The organism is Undibacterium sp. TJN25 (assembly GCF_049339885.1).
Classification (GTDB): domain Bacteria; phylum Pseudomonadota; class Gammaproteobacteria; order Burkholderiales; family Burkholderiaceae_D; genus Undibacterium.
Genome location: NZ_JBMPPM010000001.1, coordinates 608,983 through 634,937 on the forward strand (window position 1 = coordinate 608,983; position 25,955 = coordinate 634,937).

The window sequence follows — 25,955 nt, forward strand, 5'->3', positions numbered from 1 at the left end:
ATTTTACCGGCGCTCGCCCAGCGAAAAACCAAGCACCTTTTGAAATGCTTCCGGCTCTTCCACCATGGGCACGTGGCCAGAACGGGGAATCACTGAAAGTTGGGCGCCGGGGATCAACGTGCGCAAATGCTCTGCCTGCGCCAAGGGGGTGATCGTATCCTCCTGCCCCCAGATCAACTGCACCGGGAAGCGAATGGCCAGGTAAGACTCCAGCCTGTCGCTCCGCCACGTGCCGCGTGCGGCCAGCAACTCCGGCAGCCATAGTGCAACCGCCTGATAGGTGCCGGATAGCGACAGCGGCTTCTGGTAAGTTTCCACCCATGCCGGCGTGACTTTTTCTTTTTCCGACACAAAGGATTTCATCAGCGTACTGGTAAAAGCCGGATTGGTCAGCAGTGCCGCGCTCAGCGGTTGCGCCAGCCATTGCCGGCGCAACGCCGACTGCAAGCCGGTGTCTGCACCATCGGTCTGCGGGCTGTCCAGGCCCAATGCAGCGCATACCAGGATCAGCTTGTCCACCCGCTGCGGTTCGCGCAGCAAGGCCTCCATCAACGGTGCAGAGCCTATGGAATGCGACACGAATACCGCTTTTTGGATACCCATGCTGTCCAGCGCCGCCAGGATGCGTTGCGCCTGGGCGCCCTTGTCGTATTTACCCGAAGCCGGCGGCACCGAATAGCCGAAAGGCGGCAGGTCGATGGCCACCGCGTGGTAGCCCTGCTGTGCGGCCAGTTTCATCGATGAGCGCCAGATCTCGCTCCACGCACCGGTGCCATGAATAAACACCACGGCAGGCGCGTCCCTTGCACCCATGCTCTGTACAAATATGCGGGTATCGCCGGCAGGCACGTAGGAGCCGCCCTCCGGTTTAGCCTGCAGCCTGTCCTCGCTCTGGTACGCCATGCTGTAGATCGATGCAAATGCAAGCATCGCCGACAGCACAAGCAATACCGTCAGCAATACCGTCGCAATAACACGACCGGGTTGTCGAAAGAAAGAAACGCGGGGTGGCTTGGCATTCATGGCATAGGTTCTTAAATTTTGCGGGAATTTGTCTGGACAAACCGCATTAGAACACCATCGCGCACGCCTTTGTGAAGGTGCGTTCAATCTGATCCGATATAAGGATAAAAATCGAGCAAATTCCCGTTTTTTTAGTCTATTGTGGATATACAGAAACACCACAAAAAGACGGCGCGGCATTGTTCAATGCCGCTTGTTCATCCTCGTCAGCGTCGCTTAATCGTTTTGCGTCACCGCTACACGGGCGGTTGCCCCTTTACCGAGTTGCGATACTTAAGCTGAGCAGCCGCCCTTCTGACTGCCTCGCTGGCAATATTGGTTTTCCTGATTTCCTTTCTTTCCTGCTTGCCCCGGTGCTGCGCTATATGCTTGTTTCCTATGCGGCTGGTCATGGTCTTCTCCTTTGAAGTAAATAATTTATCTCAACCCTGGCTCTCGCCCGGAACACCATGCTATCGCTGAAAAACGATAGCGCTGTTGGATTTTCGTAGGACTGGGCTGCAGCAAAACGTAGGAGGACAGGCAGAGCGCGAGCCGCGCCTTGGGCACCCGAATTAAATCGCTTATCATCAATTCACCTGGCACCGCAGCAGAACCGGTCTGCACCGTGCGGCGTATAAATCAACAACAGACAAAGGAATCTGAATGTATTCCATCAAGCGCAACCAGCATGAGCAAACGCAAACTCCGGAAGGATGCGTGCAATGCAGGCAGCGTGAAGAACTGGGCTTCGATTTTGAATTTGCCTATCAGCCCATTGTGGACCTGCAAAACCGTCGTATCTATGCGCACGAAGCGCTGGTGCGCGGACCGCATGGAGAACCATCTAGTTCCGTCCTAGCGCATCTGACAAAAGCCAATCTCTACCGCTTTGACCAGGCATGCCGTATCAAGGCCATCCAGGGCGCTGCAAGACTGGGGATGCAGGAACGCCTGTCGATCAACTTCATGCCCAATGCGGTATACCGGCCGGAAACCTGTATCCGCAGCACGCTGAACGCCGCCAGGGAACTGAATTTCCCCATCGAGAAAATAATCTTTGAAGTCAATGAATGCGAGCAGATTGAAGACAGGCCTCACCTGGTGGAAATTTTTCAAGAATATAAGCGTCTGGGTTTTCATACGGCGATTGATGATTTTGGCGCCGGCTATGCGGGATTGAGTTTGCTATCGGAATTCCGACCTCACGTGATCAAGGTGGACATGCAACTGGTGCGCGGTATAGACCGGAACGCAGCCAAGCAGAGCATCGTCAAAGGTATCGCGGCCATCTGCAGCGAACTAGGCGTGGAAGTGCTGGCGGAAGGCATAGAAACAACAGCGGAACGGGATTTCCTGTTTCAGGCCGGCATCAGCCTGATGCAGGGCTATCTGTTTTGCAAGCCCGCTTTCCGGGCGATAGGTGCGGTGGAAGAATCCTCCTGGCTCTGACGATGATCCCCGAGCAGGCTTGGCTGACCCGGCCGCGTAAGCCACAGCAGCCTAGACCCGCATCTTCACGATCAGAGTTTTTGTAAGGTTTGTGCGTCCTGTAGTGCATCTTCCTGAAACAAATACAGACGCTGGCATTCGTACCTGATCTCTTGCGCGCTGCGTCGCTGGGAAGCTTTTCAATACCAGACTTGCATTCGCATCTTGCGTCGGCATTGCGGCAATGCGAAAGACACAAGCGATTATTACGGTGACCTAGTCCTTGCTGACTTCTTCCAGGCGATAGCCGTAGCTATAGACCGGGGTCAGGCGGTAGCCGTTTTCCGGACGCAGCTCCAGTTTGCCGCGGATCCGTGAGATATGCGTATCCAGCGTGCGTGAGGGCACATCACCTTCCCGTGACCAGATTGCTTCAAGAATATACGCACGCGACAGCGCACGGTCCAGGTTGCGGAAGAACAGCAGCGTCAGATCGTATTCCTTCTGCGTCATTTCCACTAGCACGCCGTTGACGCTGATTTTGCCCGAACCCGACTCAAAACGATAAATACCGAATTCCGTGCGTTCCGCTATTGTATTGCGCGGATAGGCGCGGCGCAGCAGGGCCTGCACGCGCGCGACAAGTTCATGCGAACGCATCGGCTTGATCATATAGTCATCGGCACCTGCCACCAGGTTGGCGACGACATCTTCCTCAGCGGAGCGGTTGGTCAGCACCAGGATGGGCAAGGTAGGGGAAAGCTTTTCCCTCACCCATTGCAGTATCTCCCCTCCGCTCAGATCCGGCACTTGCAGATCAAGCACCAGCAGGTCGTAGCTCTCCCGCTTCAAAGAAGTCAGCATGTCCTGTCCGCGCGAGAAGGGATGCGCAGTATGGCCGGCATTGTTCAGGATGCTGCAAGCCAGTTCCAGGATGCTGCTATCGTCGTCAAGTACGGCAATTCTCATAGGATTTACTTAGAATTTATGCAGAAAGTCTTATTATCATGGCATGTGGGTCGATGTGCAACAACGTGATTATTGTTTTAACAATATCTTACTAAAAATTGTTTTTGAAACAAAATACCTCAACGCCGGCCACGCTATTTGAACAACGGGATGCAGTCTAGGGGGTGGGAGTCGCTTTTTCAGCGCCTAGTTTTGCCGCCCATGAGGCAAACAGGGCATTCTGGTAAAGCGGCCTGTAAATTTCGTCCTGCAATTCTTCCTTTGCCCAGACCGGGTTAATGGCAGTAAACACACCCAGATAATCCAGGGCCCTGCCGGTATCCCCCATGCCCATCGCGAGCCGCGCTGCGCGCCGCCAGATACGGTCCCATTGGCCGCTACGGTGCAGTGCTTCTGCGATCGACAGCCTGGCCTCTGGCAGCATGCCCTTTTTCACCTGTCGCTCCGCGCGGAGGATGGCGTCGAAAGCGTAATGCTGATCCATCAGCCGGTGCAGATCCCTGATGGGTTCTGCTGCGCCATCCACGCGCAGGTCGATGTCCTGCCAGACGCCGTCGGGCGTTTTCAGCAACAGCGCCGCAGACAGCTTGCCTATGGTCTGTCCACCGGCAGCCTGCCCTGCTTCCAGGCTGGCCATCAGCCTCTCGGCAAGCGTTCCGCCGGAAGCCAGGAATACCTTCTCCATCGCGGAGATCACTTTTTCAGAGGTCAGGCCGTTACCCTGTATGGAATAGCCGTCTCCATGCCGCGCCCCGGCCCAACGGGCCCTGGATGCTTGCTCGCCGGTGTATGCAAAAGAACGCCCACGGACATCCGCCATGCCGACCTGCCGCTCTGCTATCGTCGTCCCGTCAAAATTGCCATCGCCCGCCAGCAGCGTCTTGACGGCATCCTCCGGCGATGCGCCTGCAGATAACAACTGCAAGCCTTTCGGCCCGTATTCCGGATTGGTTTCAAACTGCGTCACCATTGCGCCGACTCCCGCCCTGGCATAACTGACGCTGGCGCCAACGGCGAGATTATTGGTTGCTACCGCCACCCCACAACTGCCGTCCTTGCTGCATGCGACAATGGAAAACGTCGCCAGCGCGGTGGAAGGAAATATCGCCATGCAGATAGTTGCAAAGCCCAGCAAAACCGTCAGCCTAAGAACTTTTTTCATTCTGCGTCTCCTTCATCGCATCCGTGAAATTGCGCTACAGGTGAAAGGCATGCGGGCCAAGGTAGCGACGCCGCCAGGAAAAATACCGTGAGCGATTGTATCCTTGTCTTTGTGATCTGCAAGGTTTTCGACATTTTTTGCAATGAACTGACAGTGACCAGCGCATGAGATCAGGCTAAGGATCATTTTTTCAGGGAACTTATCTCCTGAACTCCCTCTAAAGGAGGGACGCAAAAAATGAAGCGCATTTTATTGATTTGCTACTTCTGGGAGTACCGATGTTTTCAAATGCACAAAACAACGGAATCGAGAGCTTTCAAAGCAGATTCTCGGTGGAAGAAACGATTCGGCGCCTGGAAGCAGCAACGAGATCAAAAGGCATGCTGATTTTTGCAAACATTGATTTTGCCGCCGATGCCCGGCAGGCCGGGCTGGATAGGATTCCCGGCATTTACTGTTCGGGAATCCAAAAGGTGGAACGCCTATTATGCAGGCCATGCCCACCGCCGCACTGGACTTGCCTCTGAAAGTGCTGGCCTGGCAAGACGAAAAAGGAAAAGTATGGGTCAGCTACAACGCACCGGAATATCTGATCGAGCGCCATCGCCTGCAGCATGAACTGGCGAAACCCCTCGAAGGAATCACTGGCCTGGTGAACCAGGCCTTGCAATAAAATTACGCAAAACTAAACAAGACCAAGTTACCGCACCTGCCTGCTCGACAGGATGGATGCAGGCAAGCAGGAACAACGATATCAATATGCATAGCATCTCTTTAGGTTTCTTCGCCGTCTCTGCCACCCATTTGCTGATGCTGGGATCACTACTGCTTGCAGCCGGCGTCGGCCACATTGTGGGAAAGCCTAAAAAAATCGGCATCCTGGACGTGCTGCTGGAAATGACGCTGGCCGGCCTGGTAGCAGCGCGTATCGTGTTCGTTGCCATCTGGTTTCCACTCTACCTTGCCTCTCCGCTATCAATGCTGGATATCCGTGACGGCGGCTTTCACACATGGGCAGGCGTCGCCGCAGGCCTCGCCTTCGGCGCCTGGCGTTGCTGGAAACGCCATGAACTCGTCGCCCCGCTGGCCATTGGCCTGCTTGCTGCCTTCATAGTGTGGGACATGGCAGGGGCATCGCGCATTCCCGCTGTCTCCAAGGATACGGAGCTGTCGGCGTTCAGCCTGAACACGCTGGAAGGCAAGGCCACGACACTCGCCGCACTAGCAAACGGAAAACCTGTTATCGTCAACCTGTGGGCCAGCTGGTGCCCGCCGTGCAGGCGCGAAATGCCCGCACTGGCGGAAGCGCAGCGCCGGCACAAGGACATGGTATTCATCTTCGTCAATCAGGATACGGATATCGCGGCAGCGAAGCAGTTCATCAGCGATACTCACCTTGACATCGACAATGTCGTGCTTGACCCGGCAGGGCAGATACCGCGGGCAGTAGGCTCGTCAGCGCTGCCGACCACGCTCTTTTATGACGGCGGCAAGCATATGGTCGATCTGCATATAGGCGGGTTCTCGATTGCGTCGCTCAGCGATGCACTGGACAAGTTTGCCGGCATGATGCAAAAGAATGCGCAGATTAGATAAAGAATGACACAAGATTCAAAACAAGATAAACAGTATCAATAGACCTAAGCCGGAAGCCACAGCGGCCAGGCATTAAATGAAAATGAAGAACGACATGTTAAAAAAAACCGCAAGCATCCTCCTCAGCCTGGCATCCATGGTGTTGGCTACAAATAGTTGGGCAGCCGCCGTCACTCCCGCTGAAACAGCCAAGATCACCGCACGGCTCCAGATACTATCGCCAGGCATCAAAGTAGACAGCGTTTCCAAGATAGACCAGTCGGAAATCTATGAAGTTGTCACAGGGCGCAATGTGCTCTATGTGGACTCCTCCATGCGCTACCTGATGGAAGGCAATCTGGTCGATATCGACAAAAAACTCAACCTGACCGAAGCACGTACCGAACAGCTGAACAAGATCGATTTTTCCACGCTGCCCACGCGCGACGCCATCGTCACTGTCAAGGGTAACGGCAAGCGCAAGCTGGCGATATTTTCCGACCCGGACTGCCCTTACTGCAAGCGCCTGGAAAATGAACTGGCGTCACTCAATAACGTGACCATCTATACCTATCTGTTCCCTATCGTGTCCCTGCACCCGAATGCCTATACGCGCTCCGTCAGCATCTGGTGTGCGCCAAATCGCGCAAAAGCCTGGGATACTGCCATGAAGGGTGGAGAGCTGGCGGCCGCAAATTGCACCACTCCCGTGGACCGCACTGTGGAGCTTGGCAAAAAACTCGGCATCAACGGCACGCCGACACTGGTATTTGCAAGCGGCAAGCGCGTGCCTGGCGCGATTCCGGTAGCGCAGATTGAGACCTTGCTGAACTGAACATAGCCGCTGAACCGGGCTGGCTTTCAGTCAGCCATCCTTCCTGCCGCGATCGTCCAGCTTGACGATACGTTCGCCATCCTCTTCTGTATAGGCATTCTTGCCTATGTTTTCGCAAAGGTGGCCCGCGGCATTCAGCCTTTCTCCTGCAGTTGACGGATGATAAAGCTGCATCAGCAAATGCTCCGAGATCTTGTTCTGGTTTCCCGAGTTGGTGTACTCGACCAGATAACAAAGGTCTTCAGGAAAAAATCCATGAACGATGCAATGGACGTGGGCAGCCCCCTTCTTTGTAAATTCCTGGCCCCGGTGAAATTTCAGTAATAGATCCGAATTCATTGCATGCCTTTGTTTTGGAATGTGCGAAGCATCGCGTGTGCTTCAGACGAGGGTGAGCTCCTATGTGACCAAGGTCTGTTCGGTGACGTACGCCCTGGCGTACAAGGCCACTCAGATTATCCTTCTATAACCGGCGAACCCGGTGCCGGTGACTGCATCTCGCTAAACATTCAAGCCTTGCATTGATGTAACGTGCAAATGTAACGTGCTGATGCAACGCACTTATATAGCGCCCTATGTGCGCTGACGCACAGTGCATTTGACGTACCGCGTTAGTATCAATCACGACTTCGGCGCAAATTTCACTTTCGACGCCTGAACCCTCCCAGCCGGCTTTGTTTAATTTCTTATACCCATCATAAGGAATTATCCAGGAATCGCCGCAACGTCCCCGCACTGCAAAAACCGGAAAGCCCCCCCATGACCACGCCACTGTCGCCCGACCTCCTGTCAAAAATGAACGCCTATTGGCGAGCAGCAAATTACCTGTCGGTGGGCCAGATTTACCTACAGGCAAATCCGCTGTTAGAGAGCCCGCTCACGCTGGAGCATGTCAAAACCCGGCTGCTGGGACACTGGGGCACCACGCCGGGGTTGAACTTCTTGTATGTCCATCTGAACAGGCTCATCAAACAGAATGATCTGAACATGATGTACGTCATAGGTCCGGGCCACGGGGGCCCAGGCATCGTTGCGCATACGTATCTGGAAGGTTCCTACACCGAGCATTACCCGGCAATAGAGCGCAGCCGCAATGGACTGAGCAGGCTCTTCCGCCAGTTTTCCTGGCCCTACGGCATTCCCAGCCATGTGGCGCCGGAGACACCCGGCTCCATCCATGAAGGTGGCGAACTTGGATATTCGCTCGCCCATGCATACGGCGCCACGTTCGACAATCCAGACCTGATCGTCGCCTGCGTCATTGGCGACGGCGAAGCAGAAACAGGGGCACTCGCCACAAGCTGGCATTCAAACAAGTTTCTCAATCCGGCACGCGACGGTGCTGTGCTTCCCATCCTGCACCTGAACGGTTTCAAGATCGCCAACCCGACCGTGCTGGCGCGTATCAGCCGCCAGGAACTGACGGAACTGATGCGCGGGTACGGCTATGAGCCACATTTTGTCGAAGGCAGCGATCCCCATATCGTGCATCAGTCCCTCGCGGGCACGCTCGATATCATCCTGGCAAAGATACACGAAATACAGCGCCAGGCACGCAGCCACGGCGCCGCGGAGACAATAGAACGCCCGCGCTGGCCGATGATCGTGTTCCAGACGCCCAAAGGATGGACCGGCCCCAAGTTTGTCGACGGTTTGCCAGTGGAAGGCACCTGGCGCGCACACCAGGTGCCGATTGCGGATTTTAAGAAACCCGAACATCTGCAGCTGCTGGATGACTGGCTCAGGAGCTACCGCCCCGAAGAACTGTTCGACGAGCACGGCAAGTTCCGCGAAGAGTTCGCAGAGCTCGCGCCCACGGGCCAGCGCCGCATGGGCTCCAATCCGCATGCCAACGGCGGCGCCTTGCTGCAGCCGCTGGCCATGCCGCGTTTTCACGACTATGCCGTTCCCGTGCCGCAGCCGGGGACTGTGGAAGCAGAGGCTACCCGCGTCACCGGCAAATTCCTGCGCGACGTGATGAAGCTCAATCTGCATAAAAACAATTTCCGCCTGTTCGGGCCGGATGAAACTGCGTCAAACCGGCTGGAGGCAGTGTTTGAAGTCACCGGCAAGGAATGGATGGCCGAAGTGAATGACGTAGACGTCAACCTCAGCATCGACGGCCGCGTCATGGAAGTGCTGAGCGAGCACCTGTGCGAAGGCTGGCTGGAAGGTTATTTGCTGACCGGGCGGCATGGACTGTTTTCCTGCTACGAAGCCTTCATCCATATTGTCGATTCCATGGTCAACCAGCATGCGAAATGGCTGAAGGCCAGCAAAACCATTCCATGGCGCAAACCCATCGCCTCATTGAACTATCTGCTGACGTCGCACGTCTGGCGCCAGGACCATAACGGCTTCTCCCACCAGGACCCGGGTTTTATCGACCTCGTCGCCAATAAAAAATCGGAAATCGTACGCATCTATCTTCCGCCGGATGCCAATTGCCTGCTGTCCGTCATGGACCATTGCCTGCGCAGCCGCAACTACATCAACGTCATCGTCGCCGGCAAGCAGCCGGAATGGCAATGGCTGGACATGGATGCCGCCGTCCGCCATTGCACCGCAGGCGCCGGTACATGGGATTGGGCCAGCAACGATGCCGGCGACCCTGACGTGGTGATGGCCTGTGCAGGAGACATCCCCACGCTGGAAACCCTGGCCGCGGTGACGCTGCTGCGCAGCTACGTGCCTGACATCCGCATTCGCGTCGTCAATGTCGTGGACCTGATGGTGCTGCAACCGCAGCAGGAACATCCGCACGGCCTGGAAGAGCAGGATTTCGACAGTCTGTTCACAACCGACAAACCGGTGATCTTTGCCTTCCACGGCTACCCCAGCATGATCCACAAGCTGACCTACCGCAGAAGAAACCATCACAACATCCACGTGCGCGGCTACAAGGAGGAAGGAACGACCACGACACCCTTCGACATGGTGGTGCTGAATAACCTGGACCGCTACCAGCTCGCGCTGGACGCCATCCAGCGCATACCGCGTTTGAGCAGCGAAGTAGAAAAAGCCACAGCGCGCTACTGGACCAGCATGGAACAGCACAAGCTGTATATCAGTGAGCATGGTGAAGACATGCCGGAAGTCCGGGACTGGCGATGGACGCCGTGAGTGGACATACGCCGGCAAAGCAAGCGGGCCAGGCACTGCATGTGCTGGCGCTAAATAGCGGTTCATCGTCGCTCAAGTTCGGGCTGTACCGCGTGCAAGAGCATGCCGTCACCGCGCTCATTTCCGGCACCGCAGAACAAATAGGCGGCCAGCACGGCAAGTTCAGCGCAACCGATGCGCGTGGCAAGGCAATCGTTTCCGAAAGCGCCGCGTTTGCCAGCCAGCTGGAAGCCATCGCCAGGATAGCGGTACTGATGAATGACTCCGGCCTGCCGGCGTCGGATGCTATAGGCCACCGTATCGTCCACGGCGGGCCGGCATTACGGCAGCATTGCATCATCGACGAAACAAGCCTGCGGCAGCTGGAGACCGCTGCCGCCTTTGCACCGCTGCACGCCCCGGCCGCGCTATCGGCCGTCCGCCATGCAAAAGATTATTTCGGCGATCTACCGCAAATAGCATGCTTCGATACTGCCTTCCATGCAGACATGCCGGAACTGGCGAAAACCCTGCCCCTCCCTGCCGAGTTGGGCAAAGAAGGCATACAGCGCTATGGGTTCCACGGCCTTTCCTGCGAATCTATCGTACGCCAGCTGGGAGAAGCACTGCCGCAGCGCATGATCATCGCCCATCTCGGCAACGGCGCCAGCATTACCGCCGTCAGAGACGGAAAATCGGTAGATACCAGCATGGGGCTCACACCCACAGGCGGTATCATCATGGGCACCCGCAGCGGCGACCTCGATCCCGGTATTCTGGTTTACCTGATGCGGGAGAAAAAATTCGATGCAGAGAAGCTGGAAGACCTGCTCGACCACAAAAGCGGCCTGCTGGGAATTTCCGGCATCGGCAGCGACATGCGAAAGCTGCATCTTGCCGCTACCTCCAGCGTCGATGCGCAGCTGGCGATACAGATGTTTTGCTATTCGGTACAAAAACAGATCGCCGCCATGATGGCAGCGCTTGGCGGCGTGGAGTTGCTTGTTTTTACCGGCGGCATCGGCGAGCATGATGCCGCCGTGCGCAAAACTGTATGTGCAGCGCTGGCCTGGGCCGGGGTTGAAAAGGCTGAAGCACGCGGCGGTGCGGAAAACAGCCCCGCCAATGGTTCTTTGCCTCGCTGCACGGTCCAGGTCATTCCTTCGCAGGAAGATGAACAGATTGCACTTCATACCTGGTCACTGCTGGCGAAAAATCCGGTCTGAGGTTTTTTTTAGAGGGCGGCGAGTGTCTTCCTGCCACCCTGCATTTTTTTGCAAAAACGATGAGCACTGCATGCTTGCTGTCCGCAGCATGGCACACCGCTGCGGTTTACCTTTGCCGCCCTCAACCGCCGCCGCTCGTCCCTCCTACCGCAAACTCTTAATCGCTACCGCATTTGCCGAATCGCTCAACACACGCATATGCATAGTCGAAATAATTCGTTTTGTGATGCAAAGTTGACTTCTATACTTGGCCGACTATCCACTTGGTCATCACCTATATGAAAAAAACTCTGCATGCACTTGCCCTCGCCGCCAGCCTTATCCTCACGGGGAACTCTATGGCCGCAAGCAAAGAAGTCGTGATCGCGTATCAGGATATGGTGGTGCCTTGGCGCTACGCCCAGGAGGTACAGAACCTGGAAAAAAAGACCGGCTACAAGGTGACTTTCCGCAAACTTGCCAGCGGCGCTGACGTTATTCGCGCACTTGCATCCGGTTCGGTACAGATAGGTGAAGCAGGTTCGGCGCCGATTGCCTCCGGCTTGTCGCAAGGTTTGAACATCCAATTGTTCTGGATTCTGGACAATATCAATGACGCCGAGGCGCTGGTGGTGCGCAATGGCAGCGGCATCAAAACGCTGGCCGACCTGAAAGGCAAACGCATCGCCGTGCCGTTCGTCTCGACTTCGCATTTCCATGCTTTGCTGGCGCTGGAACATGCCAACGTTGATCCTCGCGGCGTCAAGATTCTTAATCTGCGCCCTCCCGAAATTGCCGCTGCATGGGAGCGCGGCGACATTGATGCGACCTTCATCTGGGATCCAGTACTGGCTAAAGTGAAGAAAAGCGGACAGGTTTTGATCACCTCCGGCGAAATCGCCAAACAGACCGGTACCGCAACCTTCGACGGCATTGTCGTGAGCCAGGACTTCGCCCGCCAGAACGACGCCTTCCTGACCGAACTGGTGAAGCTACTGGCCGCCACGGACGACGATTATCGCAGCCACAAGGTAGCCTGGACGGCTGATTCAGTGCAGATCAAAGCAGTTGCAAAATGGTCTGGCGCCGAAGCTGCCGAAGTTCCCGCCAGCCTTGCACTGTATGAGTTTCCAACCCTGCAGCAGCAGGCTTCCGCGCAATGGCTGGGTGGTGGTGCTGCCAAATCGCTGGCGGCGACAGCAGCCTTCCTGAAAACCCAGGGCACCATCCAGACGGTCTTGCCGGACTACAGCACAGGAGTCAATGCAACATGGGTACGCAAGGCCGCAGCACAATAAGCGAGTCGGCTGCGCAAAGCAGCGGCCGGCTCGACATACGCGGGCTGTCTGTCCGTTTTGCCGGCGCCACAAGCAATGACGAGATAGCCTTGTCCAATGTTGACTTGAGCATTGTGCCGGGAGAGTTCGTGGTCGCACTCGGCCCATCCGGCTGCGGCAAGACTACCTTGCTCAATTGCCTGGCCGGTTTCATACAGGCGTCGCAAGGCGAGGTCTTGCTCGACGATGTGGCGATCACCGGCCCCGGCCCTGAACTGGGCGTGGTCTTTCAAAAAAATGCCCTGCTGCCGTGGTTGAACGTCGTCGACAATGTCGCGCTGGGATTACGCTTTCGCGGTATGGCACGCAACCGGAGCAGCGCGATTGCCCTGGACAAGCTGCGCCTGGTCGGACTGGAGCAATTTGCCTCCGCGCCGGTATATCAGCTATCCGGCGGCATGCAGCAGCGAGTCGGCATAGCCCGCGCACTGGCCAACGATCCGCGTGTGCTGCTCATGGATGAACCGATGGGTGCGCTGGATGCCCTGACGCGCGAGTCGATCCAGGAGCTCCTCGTCAACGTCTGGCAACGCAGCAAAAAAACCATCTTCTTCATCACCCATAGCGTTGAAGAAGCGCTGTTTCTGGGCTCGCGCGTGATCGTCATGTCTCCGCGTCCCGGCCGCATCGCCCACCAGTTCGAGCTGCCGTTTTCACGCGACTATCTAACCTCGGGCGATGCCCGCGCGGTCAAGTCATCTCCGGATTTCATTGCCTGGCGCGAACGCCTGCTGCAGCTTGTGCACCACCCTGACTGAACACCACAATGACTTCTGCGCCATCCTTACCTGTTGTCCCGGATACCGCCTGGACCGAAGCTGCAACGCCCGCATCCCTGCCGCCTAAGTTGCCTCTGCCGGCAGCCAGGGTATATCCTCGCCCGGGCAGCGGCAAAACCCTGGGCATCACCGTCGCTACCATCATCATCCTGCTGCTAGGCTGGTGGACCATCACTGCACGAGCCTGGGTGGCTCCCTTGTTTTTGCCTTCTCCTGCGGCGGTATGGGATGCCGCTGTACAAGCCTGGACCGGCAACATACAAGGCGGCCTGCCCTTGCTCCAGCATCTCGCCTGGAGCCTGGCACGCGTGTTTGGCGCTTTCCTGCTGGCCGCGATCAGTGCCGTGCCGCTGGGCTTGCTGATGGGCACCAGCCGCGTCGTACGAGGCATCTTCGACCCGCTGCTCGAATTTTATCGTCCCTTGCCGCCGCTAGCCTATCTGCCCTTGATCGTGATCTGGTTCGGCATCGACGAGACAGCTAAAATTTTGCTGATTTACCTGGCCTGTTTTGCGCCCATCGCAGTAGCTACCCGTGCCGGCGTCGTCAAGGTGCCATCCGAGCAGCTACATGCGGCGCTGTCAATGGGCGCCAGCCGCTGGCAACTATTGCGCCATGTGATCTTGCCGGCGGCACTGCCAGATATCCTGACCGGATTGAGGATTGCCATCGGCTTCGGCTGGACCACCTTGGTCGCAGCTGAAATGGTGGCGGCCACGGCCGGCGTCGGGCAACTGGTATTGAATGCCTCGAACTTCTTGCGCACCGACATCGTGGTAATGGGCATCATCCTCATCGGCATCGTCGCATATCTATTCGATCTGCTCATGCGCAGGCTGGAGCGCCGGCTGGTGCCATGGAAGGCGCATGATTAAAGCAAAGCTTGACTCGAAATTGAATCCTTAACCCAGGAAGAGCCGGACATATTGGGTGCCACCTTAGCGTGGCTTCGGGAGTCAAAAACCAAAGACGCACTTGGCAAATATGCCAGAACAATTAGAACGGATACTCAAGAGATTTTCTTAAGTTGCATTGCTGACATTGTGAAAGAATTCGCTACGATGAATGACGTGCGTCTTCCAGCTATCTAACGTGGCCTTACGTTCCAAGTAAATATTCTCCATTTATATGTACTTGTACTAGCTCAGTACTCGGTCTAACACGGACTGTAAGTGGATTAAATTTCAGCGCAAATCCACAACACGATGAAGAACGGCGTTCTTTCGGTGGCCGAAGTGCATATGGCCGCCGAGAGAACGTTCTCCGCTCTGCTATCCAAAAGACATCTCGGACAAGATGGTGCGTAATTACAGGAACGCGCATCAATGAGTTCCTCGAGATTCGCGGTCTTTCTGCAGCCCTGTCATGTGAAACGTTCTTGAGATTGCGTCCGTTGATTCAGAAAAATTCTGAGGCTATACCTTTTCTGAAGCGTAGCAGCGCAGAAATTGTTTGACCACGCGCGCCGCTTCTCTCTGTTCTATCGCTTTATTCTGGGGCTCGAGGCCGTAGAGCACACGGTCGTGATAGCCCGCGGTGCACATATCGAGCAGCATGCGCGAGGCGTCACTGGGATCGTCAGGTCGAATATTGCCTTTCTCCATGTGGCGGCTGAAGAACTGGGTCAACGCCGCCTGGTTGAAAGCGGGCGCGCGTTCGTAAAAAAGGCGCCCGATCTCCGGAAAGCGTTCCGCTTGAGATATGACAAGGCGCTGCAAGCCGATAGCTTCCGGCCTGGAAATTCTTTCAAACATGGTCTCGCAAAAGCTGGTCAGCACTGCACGTATGTCTTTCTCAGGGTCCAATGCTGTCGCCAGGAAAGAATGAAATGCGGCGGTGGCACTATCGATGACTGCGGCCAAAAGTTCCTCCTTTGTACTAAAGTAGCTCCAGAGCGTACCCTTGGAGCCGCCCATCTCCTGGGCGATCGCCGACATAGTGGTGCCTCCATACCCAATCTCCCGAAAGCAGCGGGACGCGATCTCGACGATGGCGGCCCGCCGTTCGGCTTTGTTTTGCTCACGGCGGCTGGAAGGGGGCAATTTTTTTTCTATCATAAAATATTCGTACCACTTAGTACGATTTTTGTTGACAGCGCTTTCCTAGCACTGCAAAATAACATCGTACCACGTAGTACGAATATTATCCACCTTATGTAGCCATCCTGGACTCGCCGCGAGCGGGGCGTCGATGGCCCTCTTGCCCGGCGAAAGCCGATGAAGCAAATCAACCCCAGGATGCCTCTCATGAGCAATACGAACAATACCGAATCAAATGAAATACCTGGATTGGAAGGCCGCTCGCTTTTCCCCGACGTCAGCGCCAGCATGGCGACGCCACTGCCGGTGGCCACTGCAACCTCGGTCGGCTTCTCCTCTGAACGCCTGGCTCGCTTGGACGCCGCAATGCAGGCGGAAATCGACGCCGGCCATTATGCCGCAATCAGTGTCATGGTCGCCCGCCATGGCAAGCTGGTGAAGTTCCAGCGCTCAGGCCTTCAGGTGCTCGGAAGCAAGGAGCCGCTGCGTGAAGACGCGATCTTCCGCATCGCCTCAATGACCAAGCCGATCATCGCCGTGGCAATGCTGCTGCTCTATGAAGAGGGCAAGTGGCAGCTCGACGATCCGGTCACCAAGTTCATTCCTGAGTTCGCCGACCTAAAGGTGATGAAGAACGACGATCTGATACCGCTTGATCGGCCGATGACCTTGCGTCATGTGATGGCGTCCTCTGCCGGATTCGCCTTTGGCCCCGCCGTCGGCAGCACCAACATAAAGGTGGATGAGTTGTATGCCGCCGCCGGGCTCTGGAGCGGCACCGCCGACGACATGATCGCCAAGTTGGCCAAGCTGCCTCTAGAGTCCCAGCCAGGTACGGAATTCCGCTACGGTCTACAACAGGAGGTATGGGGTGCCATCATTCGCCGCATTGCCGGCGAAGACCTAGACACGTTTCTCGAGCGGCGCATCTTTATTCCGCTGGGCATGAAGGACACCGGCTTCGGCGTCCCGGAGAGCCAGCGCGAGCGAATTGCGCCGCGCTACACGCTGGACGAGAACCTCAACCTAAAACTCGCCGCCGACCAGTCAGCCTTCCCTACCCTCGTCGGGAATGCCCCCGGGGTTAAGCCAAAGTACCTGCTATCGATCGCCGGACTTTACTCCACCGCCCAGGACTACATGCGTTTCGCGCAGATGCTGTCCAATGGCGGGCAACTCGATGGCGTCCGTATTCTCTCGCCAAGCTCCGTCAAGCTGATGATCAGCAATCTACTGCCGGCGGGTGTATCAATGCATTTCGACCAACCATTCACCGGCATCGGCTACGGGATGGGCGTAGGCCTCGTGCTTGATCCGGCACATGCGGATTTCAACGGCGGCGCTATTGGAAAAGGCAGCTTCTACTGGGGCGGCGTCCATGGCACCTGGTTCTGGGTCGATCCGGTCAACGACATGATCGTCGTCGGTATGGTTCAACAAGAAAGTGCGGGTAACGCCATGACGGGGCGCCCGTACCCCGTCGCCGATATCCGCGGGATTTCGCGCTCAATCATCTATGGCGCGCTGGTTGATCCCGCCCTCTAAGTACCCTTAACCAAACGATCACCTACTTCTCCCTATTCAAAGATTGGAGCTCCAAATGACTTCAAAGATGGACACTGACCTCCGCCTCGATCCTCGCATCAAGGCGTTCTTTGCAGGCAAACCACCGGAATGCCGCAACCCAATGTCAGCAGCCGCGAGGAACTGCTGGCACAAGAACTTTCCGAAAAGGGCCGCGCGATCTATGCCCAACAGATCGCGTTTTTCGACAGCATGGACAGCGAAGAACTCGCCCCGTCCTCCGGTCTTACCGTGCATACAGAGACTTTCACGTCGACACCCGACGGCAATATTGTTCAAATCCAGCTTATCCGCCCGGATAGTGAGGAAGCACTGCCCTGCGTCTACTACATTCACGGCGGGCGCATGGCGTTCAGCACTTGCTACACAGGTAATTACAAGGCCTGGGGACGCATGATCGCTGCTTGCGGCGTGGCAGTGGCCATGGTGGAATTCCGCAACTCGGTGCATGCCGGTGCCACGCCTGAAATCGCGCCTTTTCCTGCTGGCCTGAACGACTGCGTTTCGGGTCTCAAGTGGGTCCAGGCCAATGCTGCGGCGCTCGGCATCGACCCCACCCGTATTACCGTGGCTGGAGAAAGCGGAGGCGCTAATCTTGGCCTGGCTCTCGGCATGAAGCTCAAGCGCGACGGCGACCTTGCCCTGATCCAAGGCATCTATGCGATGTGTCCCTTTATCGCCGGGGCGTGGCCCTTGCCGCAATATCCGTCCTCGACCGAGAATGACGGGATCTTCATCTCAGTGCAGAACAACCGCGCCACTATGGCCTACGGCATTGAAGCTTTCGAGGCGCGCAACCCTCTCGCGTGGCCTGCTTTCGCTCAGCGGGACGATGTCGAGGGGCTACCGCCCGTCATCATCACCGTCTACGAGTGCGATCCCTTCCGCGATGAAGGCATCGCTTTCTACAGGCTGCTCTTGAATAACGGCGTGTCGGCCCGCTGCCGCCAGGTAATGGGTGCCTGCCACGGCATCGAAATTCTACCGGTCATTTGTTCGGATATCGCGCGTGACACTGCAAACGACATTGCCCATTTTGCGAAGAACTGACCCAGGATACATCGACTTAGGGAGGCACCAATGTCAGGCATCAATCTTATCAGCTTCGTCAGCGCACTAACTGCACTCATCGCTTCGGTCGCCGGACCATTGGTGACAATCTATGCCACCCGTTCCCAGATCAACGCGACGGTTCGGTCTGGCAACCGGCAACGGTGGATCGACGAGTTCAGAGATGCCATCGCGCATTTCTGCTCAGAAGTCGCGATCGTAGGCCAAGGGCGGGAAAAGATCATTCACGATGGCCGGATCGTGATCAAGACCGAATCAGAGTTTCTGCAGGTGTACGGGAAGCTCATTTATTCGGCGAACAAGATACGGCTCATGACCAATCCCACCGAGCCGCAGCACCAGCAATTACTCGAAATCATCGACGGGATGTTCGTGCTCCTGCGCACGGCGGCACCCGACCGCGATCTGCAGCACGAAGGACAAGAGATCGTGTGCCAAATCGTTTCGATGAGCGTCAGCATCATCCGCCAGGAATGGAATCGGGTTCAGTTGGGCGTTTGACGCACGCCTATACACAATGCATCGCCACTTCTCATACGTTCAAACTTCAATAAGGAGCATCAAAATGAATCGCAAAGAAATCTCTCAAGCCGAGGCGCCCGCAAACACAGGTACTGAGGCTTTGCTGTTCAAAGACGATCCACAATTCTGGTTCGAGATCGAACGACTGTTCGGCGCCGCAGAATACGGTGGCGCGCTCTTCGGGGAGGTCATCGCCATCGCCAAGCAAATAAAATCGGGTGACTACGACAGCTGGTATGACGCGCACAGCACATTTGCCGACCGCCTCGCGGACGAAGCGGCAGCTCAACTCAAGAAGGGTCATAAGATCAGCGCCCGCGACAACTATCTGCGCTGCAGTAGCTACTATCGCAGCGCCGAATTCTTCCTGCACGCCCACGCCGACGATCCGCGTGTGAAGCGTGCCTTCGAGCGGAGTACCGCTTGTTATCGCGAAGCAGCAGCCCTTTTCACGCCCGTGATAGAGCCCGTGCAGATTCCTTTCGAGGGCACGACCTTGACCGGCTATTTCCATAACGCCGACACTTCGGAGAAGCCGCGCAAGACCTTGCTGATGTTTAACGGCTTCGATGGATCTCCCGAAGAAATGCACTGGAACGGCGCCCGCGCAGCGGTCGAGCGAGGCTTCAACGTCCTGGTAGTCGATGGGCCCGGGCAATATTCATCGGTCCATAGTCAGGGATTGCATTTTCGACCCAACTGGGAGTCGGTCGTTACGCCGGTCGTCGACTATGCCCTCACGCGTAAGGAAGTCGACCCCAAGCGGATTGCCTTGCATTGCGAAAGCCTCGGCGGCTATTTCTCACCGCGCGCGGCCGCTTTCGAGCATCGCCTGGCTGCGTGCATCTCGGATGACGGCGTCTACGATATGGGCGCCACGATGCTTGAATTGATTCCAGCGGAGAAGCGCGAGGCTGCGCAAGCCACGCTTTTCGCACAGAACGCGCCGGAGCTCGATGCAATATTGGAACAGATAATGAAGACCAATAGTGTCGCGCGATGGTACTTCACGCACGGCATGTACTCGTTCGGCGTGAACAGTCCGCGTGCGTTCATGGCTGCGAACATGGATTACCATCTGCGCGATGGGATTGCCGAGCAGATTCAGTGTCCGACACTGGTGCTTCAGGCTGAGAAAGATCTGTTCTTTCAGGGGCAAGCGCAACAACTCTATGATCATCTTACCTGCCCTAAAGCCATGATCAAGTTCACTGACGCCGAGGGTGCGGGAGCGCATTGCCAAATGGGTGCGAGCCGCCTTGCCTATGCTCGCGCATATGACTGGCTGGATGAGACATTGTCAGCTATCAAGTGATCGCGGAGTCTGGATCGACAATCTGAGCGACGCAAGCAAGCTGCCAAGGCACACAAAAGAGCAAATCACCAAGCTCGTCTACCGGCGTTTTGGCGAAAAGGTCAACCCAACTCGCTAACGAAAAACAGGCGAGTTGCGGAGACGTCTCCGCAACTATGACGATTTTATCGAATCCTGCGAGAAAAAAGACAGCCGCATAAAGCGTCACATAAAATAAAAAAGCCCTTGAATATCAATAGCTTAATTAAGAATTGATGGCGGAAGCGGTGAGATTCGCCTACATGCTGCAGGCCGCGGAATCGCTTGCAAGCGATTCCCTTCGAATCTCCCCCGAAAGCTGCGCAGGTGGCTTTCTGCTTCCGGAAATGAAAATGCCCGCGACGCGGGCATTTGGGAATTTGGCGGAAGCGGTGAGATTCGAACTCACGAACGGCTCACACCGTCGCCAGTTTTCAAGACTGGTGCCTTCAACCACTCGGCCACACTTCCTTTTCGGTTGTAGAAGCAATATTTCTATCGCTTCAGCTTCCGAGCCCATGAGTATACTGCAAATTTGCTGCTTCTGCGCACTTTTGCGGCTGGAATTTGCTGCTATCCATTCCGCGCAGCAAATTCCACGACGACGGGAATAGCTACCTGGGCTCTACGGCCTACAAGGCAAAGCGGTAGTCTTTTACCAGCATTTCCTCAAACTTGGCGGCGCTGACGGGGTGCGAGAACATGAAGCCCTGCACTTCGTCGCAGCCGGCGTTTTTCAGGAACGTCAACTGTTCCGGGTTTTCCACGCCTTCGGCGATGACCTTGTGTTTCAGTTGCTTGGCCATGCTGATGATGGCACTGGCGATGGCGCAATCATTGACATCTTCGGGAATGCCCTGGATGAAAGAGCGGTCTATCTTCAGCGTATCTATCGGGAAGCGCTTCAGGTAGGACAGGCTGGAATAGCCGGTGCCGAAGTCGTCCAGCGACAGGGTCACGCCCAGGCTGGTGATTTCATCCATGATGCCGAGCACGCCCTGTGCGCTGTTCATCAGCATGCTTTCGGTAATTTCCAGCTCCAGCCATTGCGGCCCGATGTTATGGCGGCTCAGCACCTCGCCTACCCTCTCCGGCAGCGATGCGGTGAATTCCTTGGCGGAGACATTGACGGCAACGCGGAAAGCATCCTGGCCCAGATCGCGCCACTTGCGCGCCTGCGCACAGGCTGTTTCCAGCACCCAGGCGTCTATTTGCAGGATGAGGCCGGTTTCTTCGGCGATGGGGATGAAGTCCGCCGGCGAAATCATGCCCTTCTCCGGATGCAGCCAGCGCAGCAGCGCTTCGGCGCCGATAATCCTGCCGCTGGCAATATCGATCTTGGGCTGGTACACCAGTGAAAATTCTTTGCGTTCCAGTGCGCGGCGCAGCGCAGATTCCGTATGCAGGCGGCCGGCAATAGTGTGGTTCATTTCCTGGTTATAGAAAACGTAACCGCCGCCTATGCCCTCGCCGCTGCGCTTGGCCTTGAACATGGCGATATCGGCGCGGCGGATCAAATTGTCTGCATCCTGGCCATCTTGCGGATAGACGCTGATGCCTATGCTGGCGCCTATCCGCAGCTCGTGGCCTTCGATAATGAATTCTTCATCCAGCGCGGACAGCAGCTTCTGTGCAACCAGGCCTGCATGGTAATGCTGGTTAATGTCCAGCAGCGCGATGGCGAACTCGTCGCTGCCCAGGCGGGCGACCACGTCATTCTCGCGCAGCGTGCTGCGCAGGCGTTCTGCCACCTGCTTGAGCAGCATGTCGCCTATGTGGTGGCCCAGCGTATCGTTGATGGGCTTGAAGCGGTTCAGGTCGATGAACAGCAGCGAGCCCAGCGAAGAGTTGCGCTGAAACTGCACCAGGGCCTTGTCCACCAGCTTCTTGAACAGCGTTCGATTAGGCAGGCCAGTCAGCAGGTCGTAGTAGGCCAGGTGGTTGATGCGTTCTTCTGCCTGTTTGCGCTCGGTGATGTCGCGCAGATAGCCGATAATGCCTATCGGTTCTTTCTGCGCATCGCACAGCGGCGACAACGTCAGGCTGGCCCAGAATATCTGGCCGGATTTTTTGCGGCGGCGCACTTCCATCTCGCGCCCGCCCTGCTCCAGGAACATGTCGAACAGCTTCAGGCCATCCAACTCTTCGTCTTCATACAGGAACAGAATGTTCTTGCCAATGGCTTCGCCGGCCGAATAGCCAAACAGCTTTTCGGCGCCGCGATTCCAGCTGACGATGAAGCCAGCCAGGTCCATGGTGATGACGGAATCCTGCATCTGTTCCAGTATCTGCGACTGCTGTTGCAGTTGCGTTTGCGCCGATTCGTTCAGGCGCTTGCCCAGCTCTGCCTTGGTGGCGAACAATCTTACCGTAAGATCGGCCAGCACTGCCAGCCTGGCGCGATCCTGCTCGGTATAGCCGCCCTTTTTGCCGGACAGCACAAAGCAGGTATTGGGCAGCACTGAACGGATCAGCTGGCTATCGTCGCCCCGCCCCGGTGCCTCATCGGAATGGCGGAAATAGCCGCCCTCCGGGCTTTTCAGCGCATTCCTGGCGATGCTGCTCAAGGCGGCATCCAGCGCATCGCCCTGCAGGCATAATATTGCCTCGCCAAGCTCTGCACCCAGACTAAGGTCGTACACTCCTGAACGGTATGTCATGTTACATATCCTGGCAGACCTGGTTGACCCACTCGTAGGCCGAGGTCACGCAGCGATAATAGTCTTCAATATCCAGCCCGGTATCGTGCAGGCGTTCCTGCATGCTGCCGTTGGGCGTGGCGGTGTCGGAAGCTTCCACCAGGCTGAGGATGGCGCCCAGCTGGCCTCTTCGTTCCAGCAAGGCACTCAGCACATCATCCATCAGGTTCAGCGGCTGCAGCACTTCCTGCAAAGGCAGGCCGAACAATACATGCAGGAGCGAGAACATGCCGACCATGAAGGCGGCGTCCTGCTCATCTTTGCTGCAACCATTTTTCTGGCAAATGGATTCCATCAGGCTGGCGCGAAACGCCGCACGCGGCATCAGCGGATTAAGCCCCACCCCCTGCTCGTTCTGGCGCGCATACAGCAGCAGCTGCAGCCAGCGCTGCAACTGGCGGCGGCCCAGCAGGTTAATGGCCTGCCCGAAGCTGGAAACCTTAACGGTCTGCGCAAATGCAGCGGAGCTGACCAGCTTGAACAGGCTGAAGGACAGTTTGGCATCCTGCTTGAAAAGTTCTTCCAATTCGCGCGACTCGGCATCGCGCGACACCAGGCCCAGCAGCTTCAGCAGCCTGGCGCGGGCGCCGGCATCCGTGCTGGCGGCTTTGGGCGGCGGCGCAAATGCATAGTCGCCGGAAAATATCTTGAAGCCTGCCCCGATCGCATCCTGCAACTGCGCGGGGCTGGCAATCTGTTTGGCCCAGTGCAAGCCGCCGTTGAGGCCACTTAGCAGCGGCTTTACGTAAAAAGGCACGCCGGTGCTGCAATCGACGGCAACGGTTTTGGAACCGTTCCAGCTCAGCTCGGTCTTGGAAGCCAGGTCGCCCACCAGGATGCGGTAACCCAGGCTCAGCAAATACTTGAGCTTGGCCTGCACTTCGGGATTGGCGCAGCTTTGTTCGGAAATGCAAAACATCAGGCGCGACGCGGAGACGCGGCCGTCCAGATCGGGCGGCAGAATCATCGGGTCGGCGATGGACAGCAAAAGGGAAACGTCGGACAGCTTGTCGAAAAAATCGACCTCTTTAAATTGCTGCAGCAGTTGCAGCATCTCTTCCGTGGAGCTGACGTTCAGATTGGGACATAAGGCGACCAGCTGCTGCTTGATATTAACTACGGGCAATAACGCAGCAACCGGCACCGTTGTACTACTCAATTCTAGGATATCCATTTTTTAATATGATGCGTAAGTTGGATTTCGCCCAAGGATGTTATGTTGAAAATTATTCAATTGCAACATGAATTCAGGAAATACTTGAACTATATTAACGAATCCTGCATGAATTACTCAACAAATTTTTACTGTGAGGGAAAATAGCGACACTTAATGCCAACTAGTCAGCTTTTAAGAAAAGTTGCTGTAAATCATTAAGAAAGCGGCGGCCCAGTTCAGTCGGCTGGATGCGCTGATAGTCCCTGTAGAGCAAGCCCTTCTGCTCGGCCAGCGTCAGCTCTTTTTCGATATTATTAAGCAGCAGGCCGGTGCGCTCATGGAACAGGTTGGCGGCGAAACCGCCGTTCAGGCGCAGCGCGTTGAGCATGAACTCAAAGCCCATTTCGCTGCGGCTGATCTCTACCGATTCCTGCACCGGATTGCCGAGCATTGCCGCATCGATAAAGGCCTTGGGCTGTTTATAGCGCGCCTGGCGGATGACACGGTGCGGGAACGACAGCTTGGAATGCGCGCCCGCGCCGATGCCGAGGTAGTCGCCGAAGTTCCAGTAATTGAGGTTATGCCGCGATTCGCGGCCCGGCTTGGCGTAGGCCGACACTTCATAGTTGACGTAGCCGGCGGCGGACATTTTGCTCTGGATCAGGTCTTGCATTTCCGCGCTGAGGTCGTCATCGGGAATCACCGGCGGGTATTTGGCGAAGTAGGTATTCGGCTCCAGCGTCAGGTGGTATAGCGACAGGTGCGGCGGCAGCAGCGAGATGGCCGTCTCCACGTCCTGCTGCGCCTGTTCCAGCGTCTGGCCGGGCAAGGCAAACATCAGGTCCAGGTTGAAGTTGTCAAAGTATTTTTTGGCGATGTCTATCGCCTTCAGCGCCTCGTCGCCATTATGGATGCGGCCCAGCGCGCTCAGGTGCGTCGAGTTGAAGCTTTGTATGCCGATGGACAGCCGGTTGATGCCGCTATCGCGGTAGGAGCGGAACTTGTCGGTCTCGAAGGTGCCGGGATTGGCTTCCATCGTGATCTCTGCATCCAGATCGATGGGCAGCAAGGTGCGCACATCCGACAGCAGCCGGTCCAGGCCAGCGGCAGACATCAGGCTGGGGGTGCCGCCGCCGATAAAGATGGTGTAGATCTTGCGCCCCCATACCAGCGGCAAGGCATGCTCCAGGTCGGCGCGCACGGCAGCCAAGTAGGCATCTTCATCGAAACTGCTTTTGACTTCGTGCGAATTGAAATCGCAATATGGGCATTTTTTAACGCACCACGGAAAATGGATATACAGCGACAGCGGCGGCAGCGCCGTCAGGTTCAGGCTGCCCGGCCCCAGGTAATTGGCGGTGACGTCTTGCGCAATACTGTCGATGGATTTGCTGCTGGCCGCAAAATCGGCGACCGGTTTGATGGGTATCATTTCAATTTTTCTACTAAGGCGCGCAGCGCCTGGCCACGGTGCGACATCTGGTTCTTCTGTTCCGGCGTCAGTTCCGCCGCGGTCTTGCCCAGCGACGGTATCAAAAAATACGGATCATAGCCGAAGCCGCCCGCACCGCGCGGCGTATCGATCATTTCACCGCGCCACACGCCGTCGGCGATGACCGGCTGCGGGTCGCTGGCGGAACGCACATACACCAGCACGCAGTAATAATACGCCGAACGGTCGCTATGCGTCGCCAGGCTGGCAATCATGTGTGCATTATTGCGGGCGTCGGACTTCGGTTCGCCGGCAAAGCGCGCGGAAAATACGCCGGGGGCGCCCTGCAAGGCATTGACGCAGACGCCGGAATCATCGGCGAGCGCCGGCAGGCCGGTCAGCCGCGACGCATGGCGCGCCTTTTCCAACGCGTTTTCAATAAAGGTGATGTGGGGTTCCGGGCATTCAGGCACATTGAACTCGGCCTGCGAATGCACTTCCAGACCAAGCGGGGCCAATATCTGGAAAAACTCTTTCAGCTTGCCCTGGTTGCCGGAGGCGAGGACTATTTTTTGGGTCATGATGTTTTACGGCTGTTATTACTGCTGCTACTGTTTCCGTAGCCTGGATGGAGCGCAGCGCAATCCGGGAAGCTGCTGCGGTTTTTGCAGCGGCAATCGGGTGATTGGTACACATCCCGGATTGCGCTGCGCTCCATCCAG

General features: G+C 56.6%; 22 protein-coding genes and 1 tRNA gene. 13 read left to right on the forward strand and 10 right to left on the reverse strand.

Annotated features, from left to right (window positions below; all coding sequences use genetic code 11):
* Positions 1-3 precede the first annotated feature (3 nt).
* The gene (locus tag ACO0LO_RS02730) at positions 4-1,023 is read right to left on the reverse strand and encodes an alpha/beta fold hydrolase (protein WP_422962645.1); all 1,020 of its coding nucleotides are present in this window, start codon (positions 1,021-1,023) and stop codon (positions 4-6) included.
* A gap of 645 nt (positions 1,024-1,668) precedes the next feature.
* On the opposite strand from ACO0LO_RS02730, the gene ACO0LO_RS02735 reads away from it, so the two are divergent.
* A complete protein-coding gene (locus tag ACO0LO_RS02735) occupies positions 1,669-2,454 on the forward strand; it encodes an EAL domain-containing protein (RefSeq protein ID WP_422962646.1) in 786 nt (261 codons plus the stop codon).
* A gap of 255 nt (positions 2,455-2,709) precedes the next feature.
* Here the strand turns inward: ACO0LO_RS02735 and ACO0LO_RS02740 are convergent, their stop codons facing one another.
* Positions 2,710-3,402, reverse strand: coding sequence for a response regulator transcription factor (locus ACO0LO_RS02740; RefSeq protein ID WP_422962647.1), 693 nt, complete (start codon positions 3,400-3,402; stop codon positions 2,710-2,712).
* 157 nt (positions 3,403-3,559) lie between these two features.
* A complete protein-coding gene (locus ACO0LO_RS02745) occupies positions 3,560-4,564 on the reverse strand; it encodes a DUF1028 domain-containing protein (RefSeq protein WP_422962648.1) in 1,005 nt (334 codons plus the stop codon).
* A 487-nt stretch (positions 4,565-5,051) separates the two neighbouring features.
* Between ACO0LO_RS02745 and ACO0LO_RS02750 the strand changes: the two genes are divergently transcribed.
* The 3 genes from ACO0LO_RS02750 to ACO0LO_RS02760 all read left to right on the forward strand — a co-directional run bounded on the left by ACO0LO_RS02750 (position 5,052) and on the right by ACO0LO_RS02760 (position 6,974).
* Positions 5,052-5,237, forward strand: coding sequence for a DUF302 domain-containing protein (locus ACO0LO_RS02750; RefSeq protein ID WP_422962649.1), 186 nt, complete (start codon positions 5,052-5,054; stop codon positions 5,235-5,237).
* Positions 5,238-5,323: 86 nt separating this feature from the next.
* Complete coding sequence (locus ACO0LO_RS02755) at positions 5,324-6,160, forward strand: redoxin family protein (RefSeq protein ID WP_422962650.1); 837 nt, start codon at positions 5,324-5,326, stop codon at positions 6,158-6,160.
* 94 nt (positions 6,161-6,254) lie between these two features.
* Positions 6,255-6,974, forward strand: coding sequence for a DsbC family protein (locus tag ACO0LO_RS02760; protein WP_422962651.1), 720 nt, complete (start codon positions 6,255-6,257; stop codon positions 6,972-6,974).
* A 30-nt stretch (positions 6,975-7,004) separates the two neighbouring features.
* On the opposite strand, the gene ACO0LO_RS02765 is transcribed toward ACO0LO_RS02760, so the two are convergent.
* Positions 7,005-7,313: a hypothetical protein gene (locus tag ACO0LO_RS02765; protein ID WP_422962652.1), complete on the reverse strand. Its 309-nt coding sequence runs from the start codon at positions 7,311-7,313 to the stop codon at positions 7,005-7,007.
* Between the two features lie 420 nt (positions 7,314-7,733).
* On the opposite strand from ACO0LO_RS02765, the gene ACO0LO_RS02770 reads away from it, so the two are divergent.
* The 5 genes from ACO0LO_RS02770 (at position 7,734) to ACO0LO_RS02790 (ending at position 14,272) form a co-directional block, all read left to right on the forward strand.
* Positions 7,734-10,097 (forward strand): phosphoketolase family protein, encoded by a 2,364-nt coding sequence (locus ACO0LO_RS02770; protein ID WP_422962653.1) that lies wholly within the window; start codon positions 7,734-7,736, stop codon positions 10,095-10,097.
* Positions 10,085-11,302, forward strand: a complete 1,218-nt coding sequence (locus ACO0LO_RS02775; protein ID WP_422962654.1) for an acetate/propionate family kinase — start codon at positions 10,085-10,087, stop codon at positions 11,300-11,302. The genes ACO0LO_RS02770 and ACO0LO_RS02775 overlap by 13 nt, the downstream gene beginning before the upstream one ends.
* Positions 11,303-11,580: 278 nt before the next feature.
* Positions 11,581-12,579, forward strand: a complete 999-nt coding sequence (gene tauA, locus ACO0LO_RS02780; protein ID WP_422962655.1) for a taurine ABC transporter substrate-binding protein — start codon at positions 11,581-11,583, stop codon at positions 12,577-12,579.
* Positions 12,552-13,376, forward strand: a complete 825-nt coding sequence (locus ACO0LO_RS02785) for a taurine ABC transporter ATP-binding protein (protein WP_422962656.1) — start codon at positions 12,552-12,554, stop codon at positions 13,374-13,376. The genes tauA and ACO0LO_RS02785 overlap by 28 nt, the downstream gene beginning before the upstream one ends.
* A gap of 8 nt (positions 13,377-13,384) precedes the next feature.
* A complete protein-coding gene (locus ACO0LO_RS02790) occupies positions 13,385-14,272 on the forward strand; it encodes an ABC transporter permease subunit (RefSeq protein WP_422962657.1) in 888 nt (295 codons plus the stop codon).
* Between the two features lie 540 nt (positions 14,273-14,812).
* Here the strand turns inward: ACO0LO_RS02790 and ACO0LO_RS02795 are convergent.
* On the reverse strand, positions 14,813-15,454 hold the full coding sequence (locus ACO0LO_RS02795) for a TetR/AcrR family transcriptional regulator (RefSeq protein WP_422962658.1): 642 nt from the start codon (positions 15,452-15,454) through the stop codon (positions 14,813-14,815).
* Positions 15,455-15,643: 189 nt separating this feature from the next.
* Here ACO0LO_RS02795 and ACO0LO_RS02800 point away from each other — a divergent pair, with 189 nt between their 5' ends.
* The 4 genes from ACO0LO_RS02800 (at position 15,644) to ACO0LO_RS02815 (ending at position 19,928) form a co-directional block, all read left to right on the forward strand.
* Entirely contained in the window at positions 15,644-16,981 is a 1,338-nt protein-coding gene (locus ACO0LO_RS02800; protein WP_422962659.1) for a serine hydrolase domain-containing protein, read from the forward strand.
* Between the two features lie 129 nt (positions 16,982-17,110).
* A complete protein-coding gene (locus ACO0LO_RS02805; RefSeq protein ID WP_422962660.1) occupies positions 17,111-18,070 on the forward strand; it encodes an alpha/beta hydrolase fold domain-containing protein in 960 nt (319 codons plus the stop codon).
* A gap of 30 nt (positions 18,071-18,100) precedes the next feature.
* Positions 18,101-18,592, forward strand: coding sequence for a hypothetical protein (locus ACO0LO_RS02810; protein WP_422962661.1), 492 nt, complete (start codon positions 18,101-18,103; stop codon positions 18,590-18,592).
* A 64-nt stretch (positions 18,593-18,656) separates the two neighbouring features.
* Complete coding sequence (locus ACO0LO_RS02815) at positions 18,657-19,928, forward strand: alpha/beta hydrolase family protein (protein WP_422962662.1); 1,272 nt, start codon at positions 18,657-18,659, stop codon at positions 19,926-19,928.
* Positions 19,929-20,327: 399 nt separating this feature from the next.
* Here ACO0LO_RS02815 and ACO0LO_RS02820 read toward each other — a convergent pair.
* From ACO0LO_RS02820 to rdgB, 5 genes are all read right to left on the reverse strand, one after another.
* Positions 20,328-20,417 (reverse strand) — tRNA-Ser (locus ACO0LO_RS02820).
* Between the two features lie 161 nt (positions 20,418-20,578).
* A complete protein-coding gene (locus tag ACO0LO_RS02825; protein WP_422962663.1) occupies positions 20,579-22,606 on the reverse strand; it encodes a putative bifunctional diguanylate cyclase/phosphodiesterase in 2,028 nt (675 codons plus the stop codon).
* Position 22,607: 1 nt separating this feature from the next.
* On the reverse strand, positions 22,608-23,819 hold the full coding sequence (locus tag ACO0LO_RS02830) for an EAL and HDOD domain-containing protein (RefSeq protein WP_422962664.1): 1,212 nt from the start codon (positions 23,817-23,819) through the stop codon (positions 22,608-22,610).
* A gap of 163 nt (positions 23,820-23,982) precedes the next feature.
* Positions 23,983-25,233 carry a radical SAM family heme chaperone HemW gene (hemW, locus tag ACO0LO_RS02835; protein ID WP_422962665.1) on the reverse strand — a complete coding sequence of 417 codons (1,251 nt, stop codon included), beginning with the start codon at positions 25,231-25,233 and terminating at the stop codon, positions 23,983-23,985.
* Complete coding sequence (gene rdgB, locus ACO0LO_RS02840; RefSeq protein ID WP_422962666.1) at positions 25,230-25,814, reverse strand: RdgB/HAM1 family non-canonical purine NTP pyrophosphatase; 585 nt, start codon at positions 25,812-25,814, stop codon at positions 25,230-25,232. Before rdgB ends, hemW begins: the two co-directional genes overlap by 4 nt.
* Positions 25,815-25,955 lie beyond the last annotated feature (141 nt).

Bases quoted from the DNA above. Each gene is read 5' to 3' on its own strand.
- ACO0LO_RS02730 (WP_422962645.1), bottom strand. From the start codon at position 1,023: ATGAATGCCAAGCCACCCCGCGTTTCTTTCTTTCGACAACCCGGTCGT.
- ACO0LO_RS02735 (WP_422962646.1), top strand. From the start codon at position 1,669: ATGTATTCCATCAAGCGCAACCAGCATGAGCAAACGCAAACTCCGGAA.
- ACO0LO_RS02740 (WP_422962647.1), bottom strand. From the start codon at position 3,402: ATGAGAATTGCCGTACTTGACGACGATAGCAGCATCCTGGAACTGGCT.
- ACO0LO_RS02745 (WP_422962648.1), bottom strand. From the start codon at position 4,564: ATGAAAAAAGTTCTTAGGCTGACGGTTTTGCTGGGCTTTGCAACTATC.
- ACO0LO_RS02750 (WP_422962649.1), top strand. From the start codon at position 5,052: ATGCAGGCCATGCCCACCGCCGCACTGGACTTGCCTCTGAAAGTGCTG.
- ACO0LO_RS02755 (WP_422962650.1), top strand. From the start codon at position 5,324: ATGCATAGCATCTCTTTAGGTTTCTTCGCCGTCTCTGCCACCCATTTG.
- ACO0LO_RS02760 (WP_422962651.1), top strand. From the start codon at position 6,255: ATGTTAAAAAAAACCGCAAGCATCCTCCTCAGCCTGGCATCCATGGTG.
- ACO0LO_RS02765 (WP_422962652.1), bottom strand. From the start codon at position 7,313: ATGAATTCGGATCTATTACTGAAATTTCACCGGGGCCAGGAATTTACA.
- ACO0LO_RS02770 (WP_422962653.1), top strand. From the start codon at position 7,734: ATGACCACGCCACTGTCGCCCGACCTCCTGTCAAAAATGAACGCCTAT.
- ACO0LO_RS02775 (WP_422962654.1), top strand. From the start codon at position 10,085: ATGGACGCCGTGAGTGGACATACGCCGGCAAAGCAAGCGGGCCAGGCA.
- tauA (WP_422962655.1), top strand. From the start codon at position 11,581: ATGAAAAAAACTCTGCATGCACTTGCCCTCGCCGCCAGCCTTATCCTC.
- ACO0LO_RS02785 (WP_422962656.1), top strand. From the start codon at position 12,552: ATGGGTACGCAAGGCCGCAGCACAATAAGCGAGTCGGCTGCGCAAAGC.
- ACO0LO_RS02790 (WP_422962657.1), top strand. From the start codon at position 13,385: ATGACTTCTGCGCCATCCTTACCTGTTGTCCCGGATACCGCCTGGACC.
- ACO0LO_RS02795 (WP_422962658.1), bottom strand. From the start codon at position 15,454: ATGATAGAAAAAAAATTGCCCCCTTCCAGCCGCCGTGAGCAAAACAAA.
- ACO0LO_RS02800 (WP_422962659.1), top strand. From the start codon at position 15,644: ATGAGCAATACGAACAATACCGAATCAAATGAAATACCTGGATTGGAA.
- ACO0LO_RS02805 (WP_422962660.1), top strand. From the start codon at position 17,111: ATGCCGCAACCCAATGTCAGCAGCCGCGAGGAACTGCTGGCACAAGAA.
- ACO0LO_RS02810 (WP_422962661.1), top strand. From the start codon at position 18,101: ATGTCAGGCATCAATCTTATCAGCTTCGTCAGCGCACTAACTGCACTC.
- ACO0LO_RS02815 (WP_422962662.1), top strand. From the start codon at position 18,657: ATGAATCGCAAAGAAATCTCTCAAGCCGAGGCGCCCGCAAACACAGGT.
- ACO0LO_RS02825 (WP_422962663.1), bottom strand. From the start codon at position 22,606: ATGACATACCGTTCAGGAGTGTACGACCTTAGTCTGGGTGCAGAGCTT.
- ACO0LO_RS02830 (WP_422962664.1), bottom strand. From the start codon at position 23,819: ATGGATATCCTAGAATTGAGTAGTACAACGGTGCCGGTTGCTGCGTTA.
- hemW (WP_422962665.1), bottom strand. From the start codon at position 25,233: ATGATACCCATCAAACCGGTCGCCGATTTTGCGGCCAGCAGCAAATCC.
- rdgB (WP_422962666.1), bottom strand. From the start codon at position 25,814: ATGACCCAAAAAATAGTCCTCGCCTCCGGCAACCAGGGCAAGCTGAAA.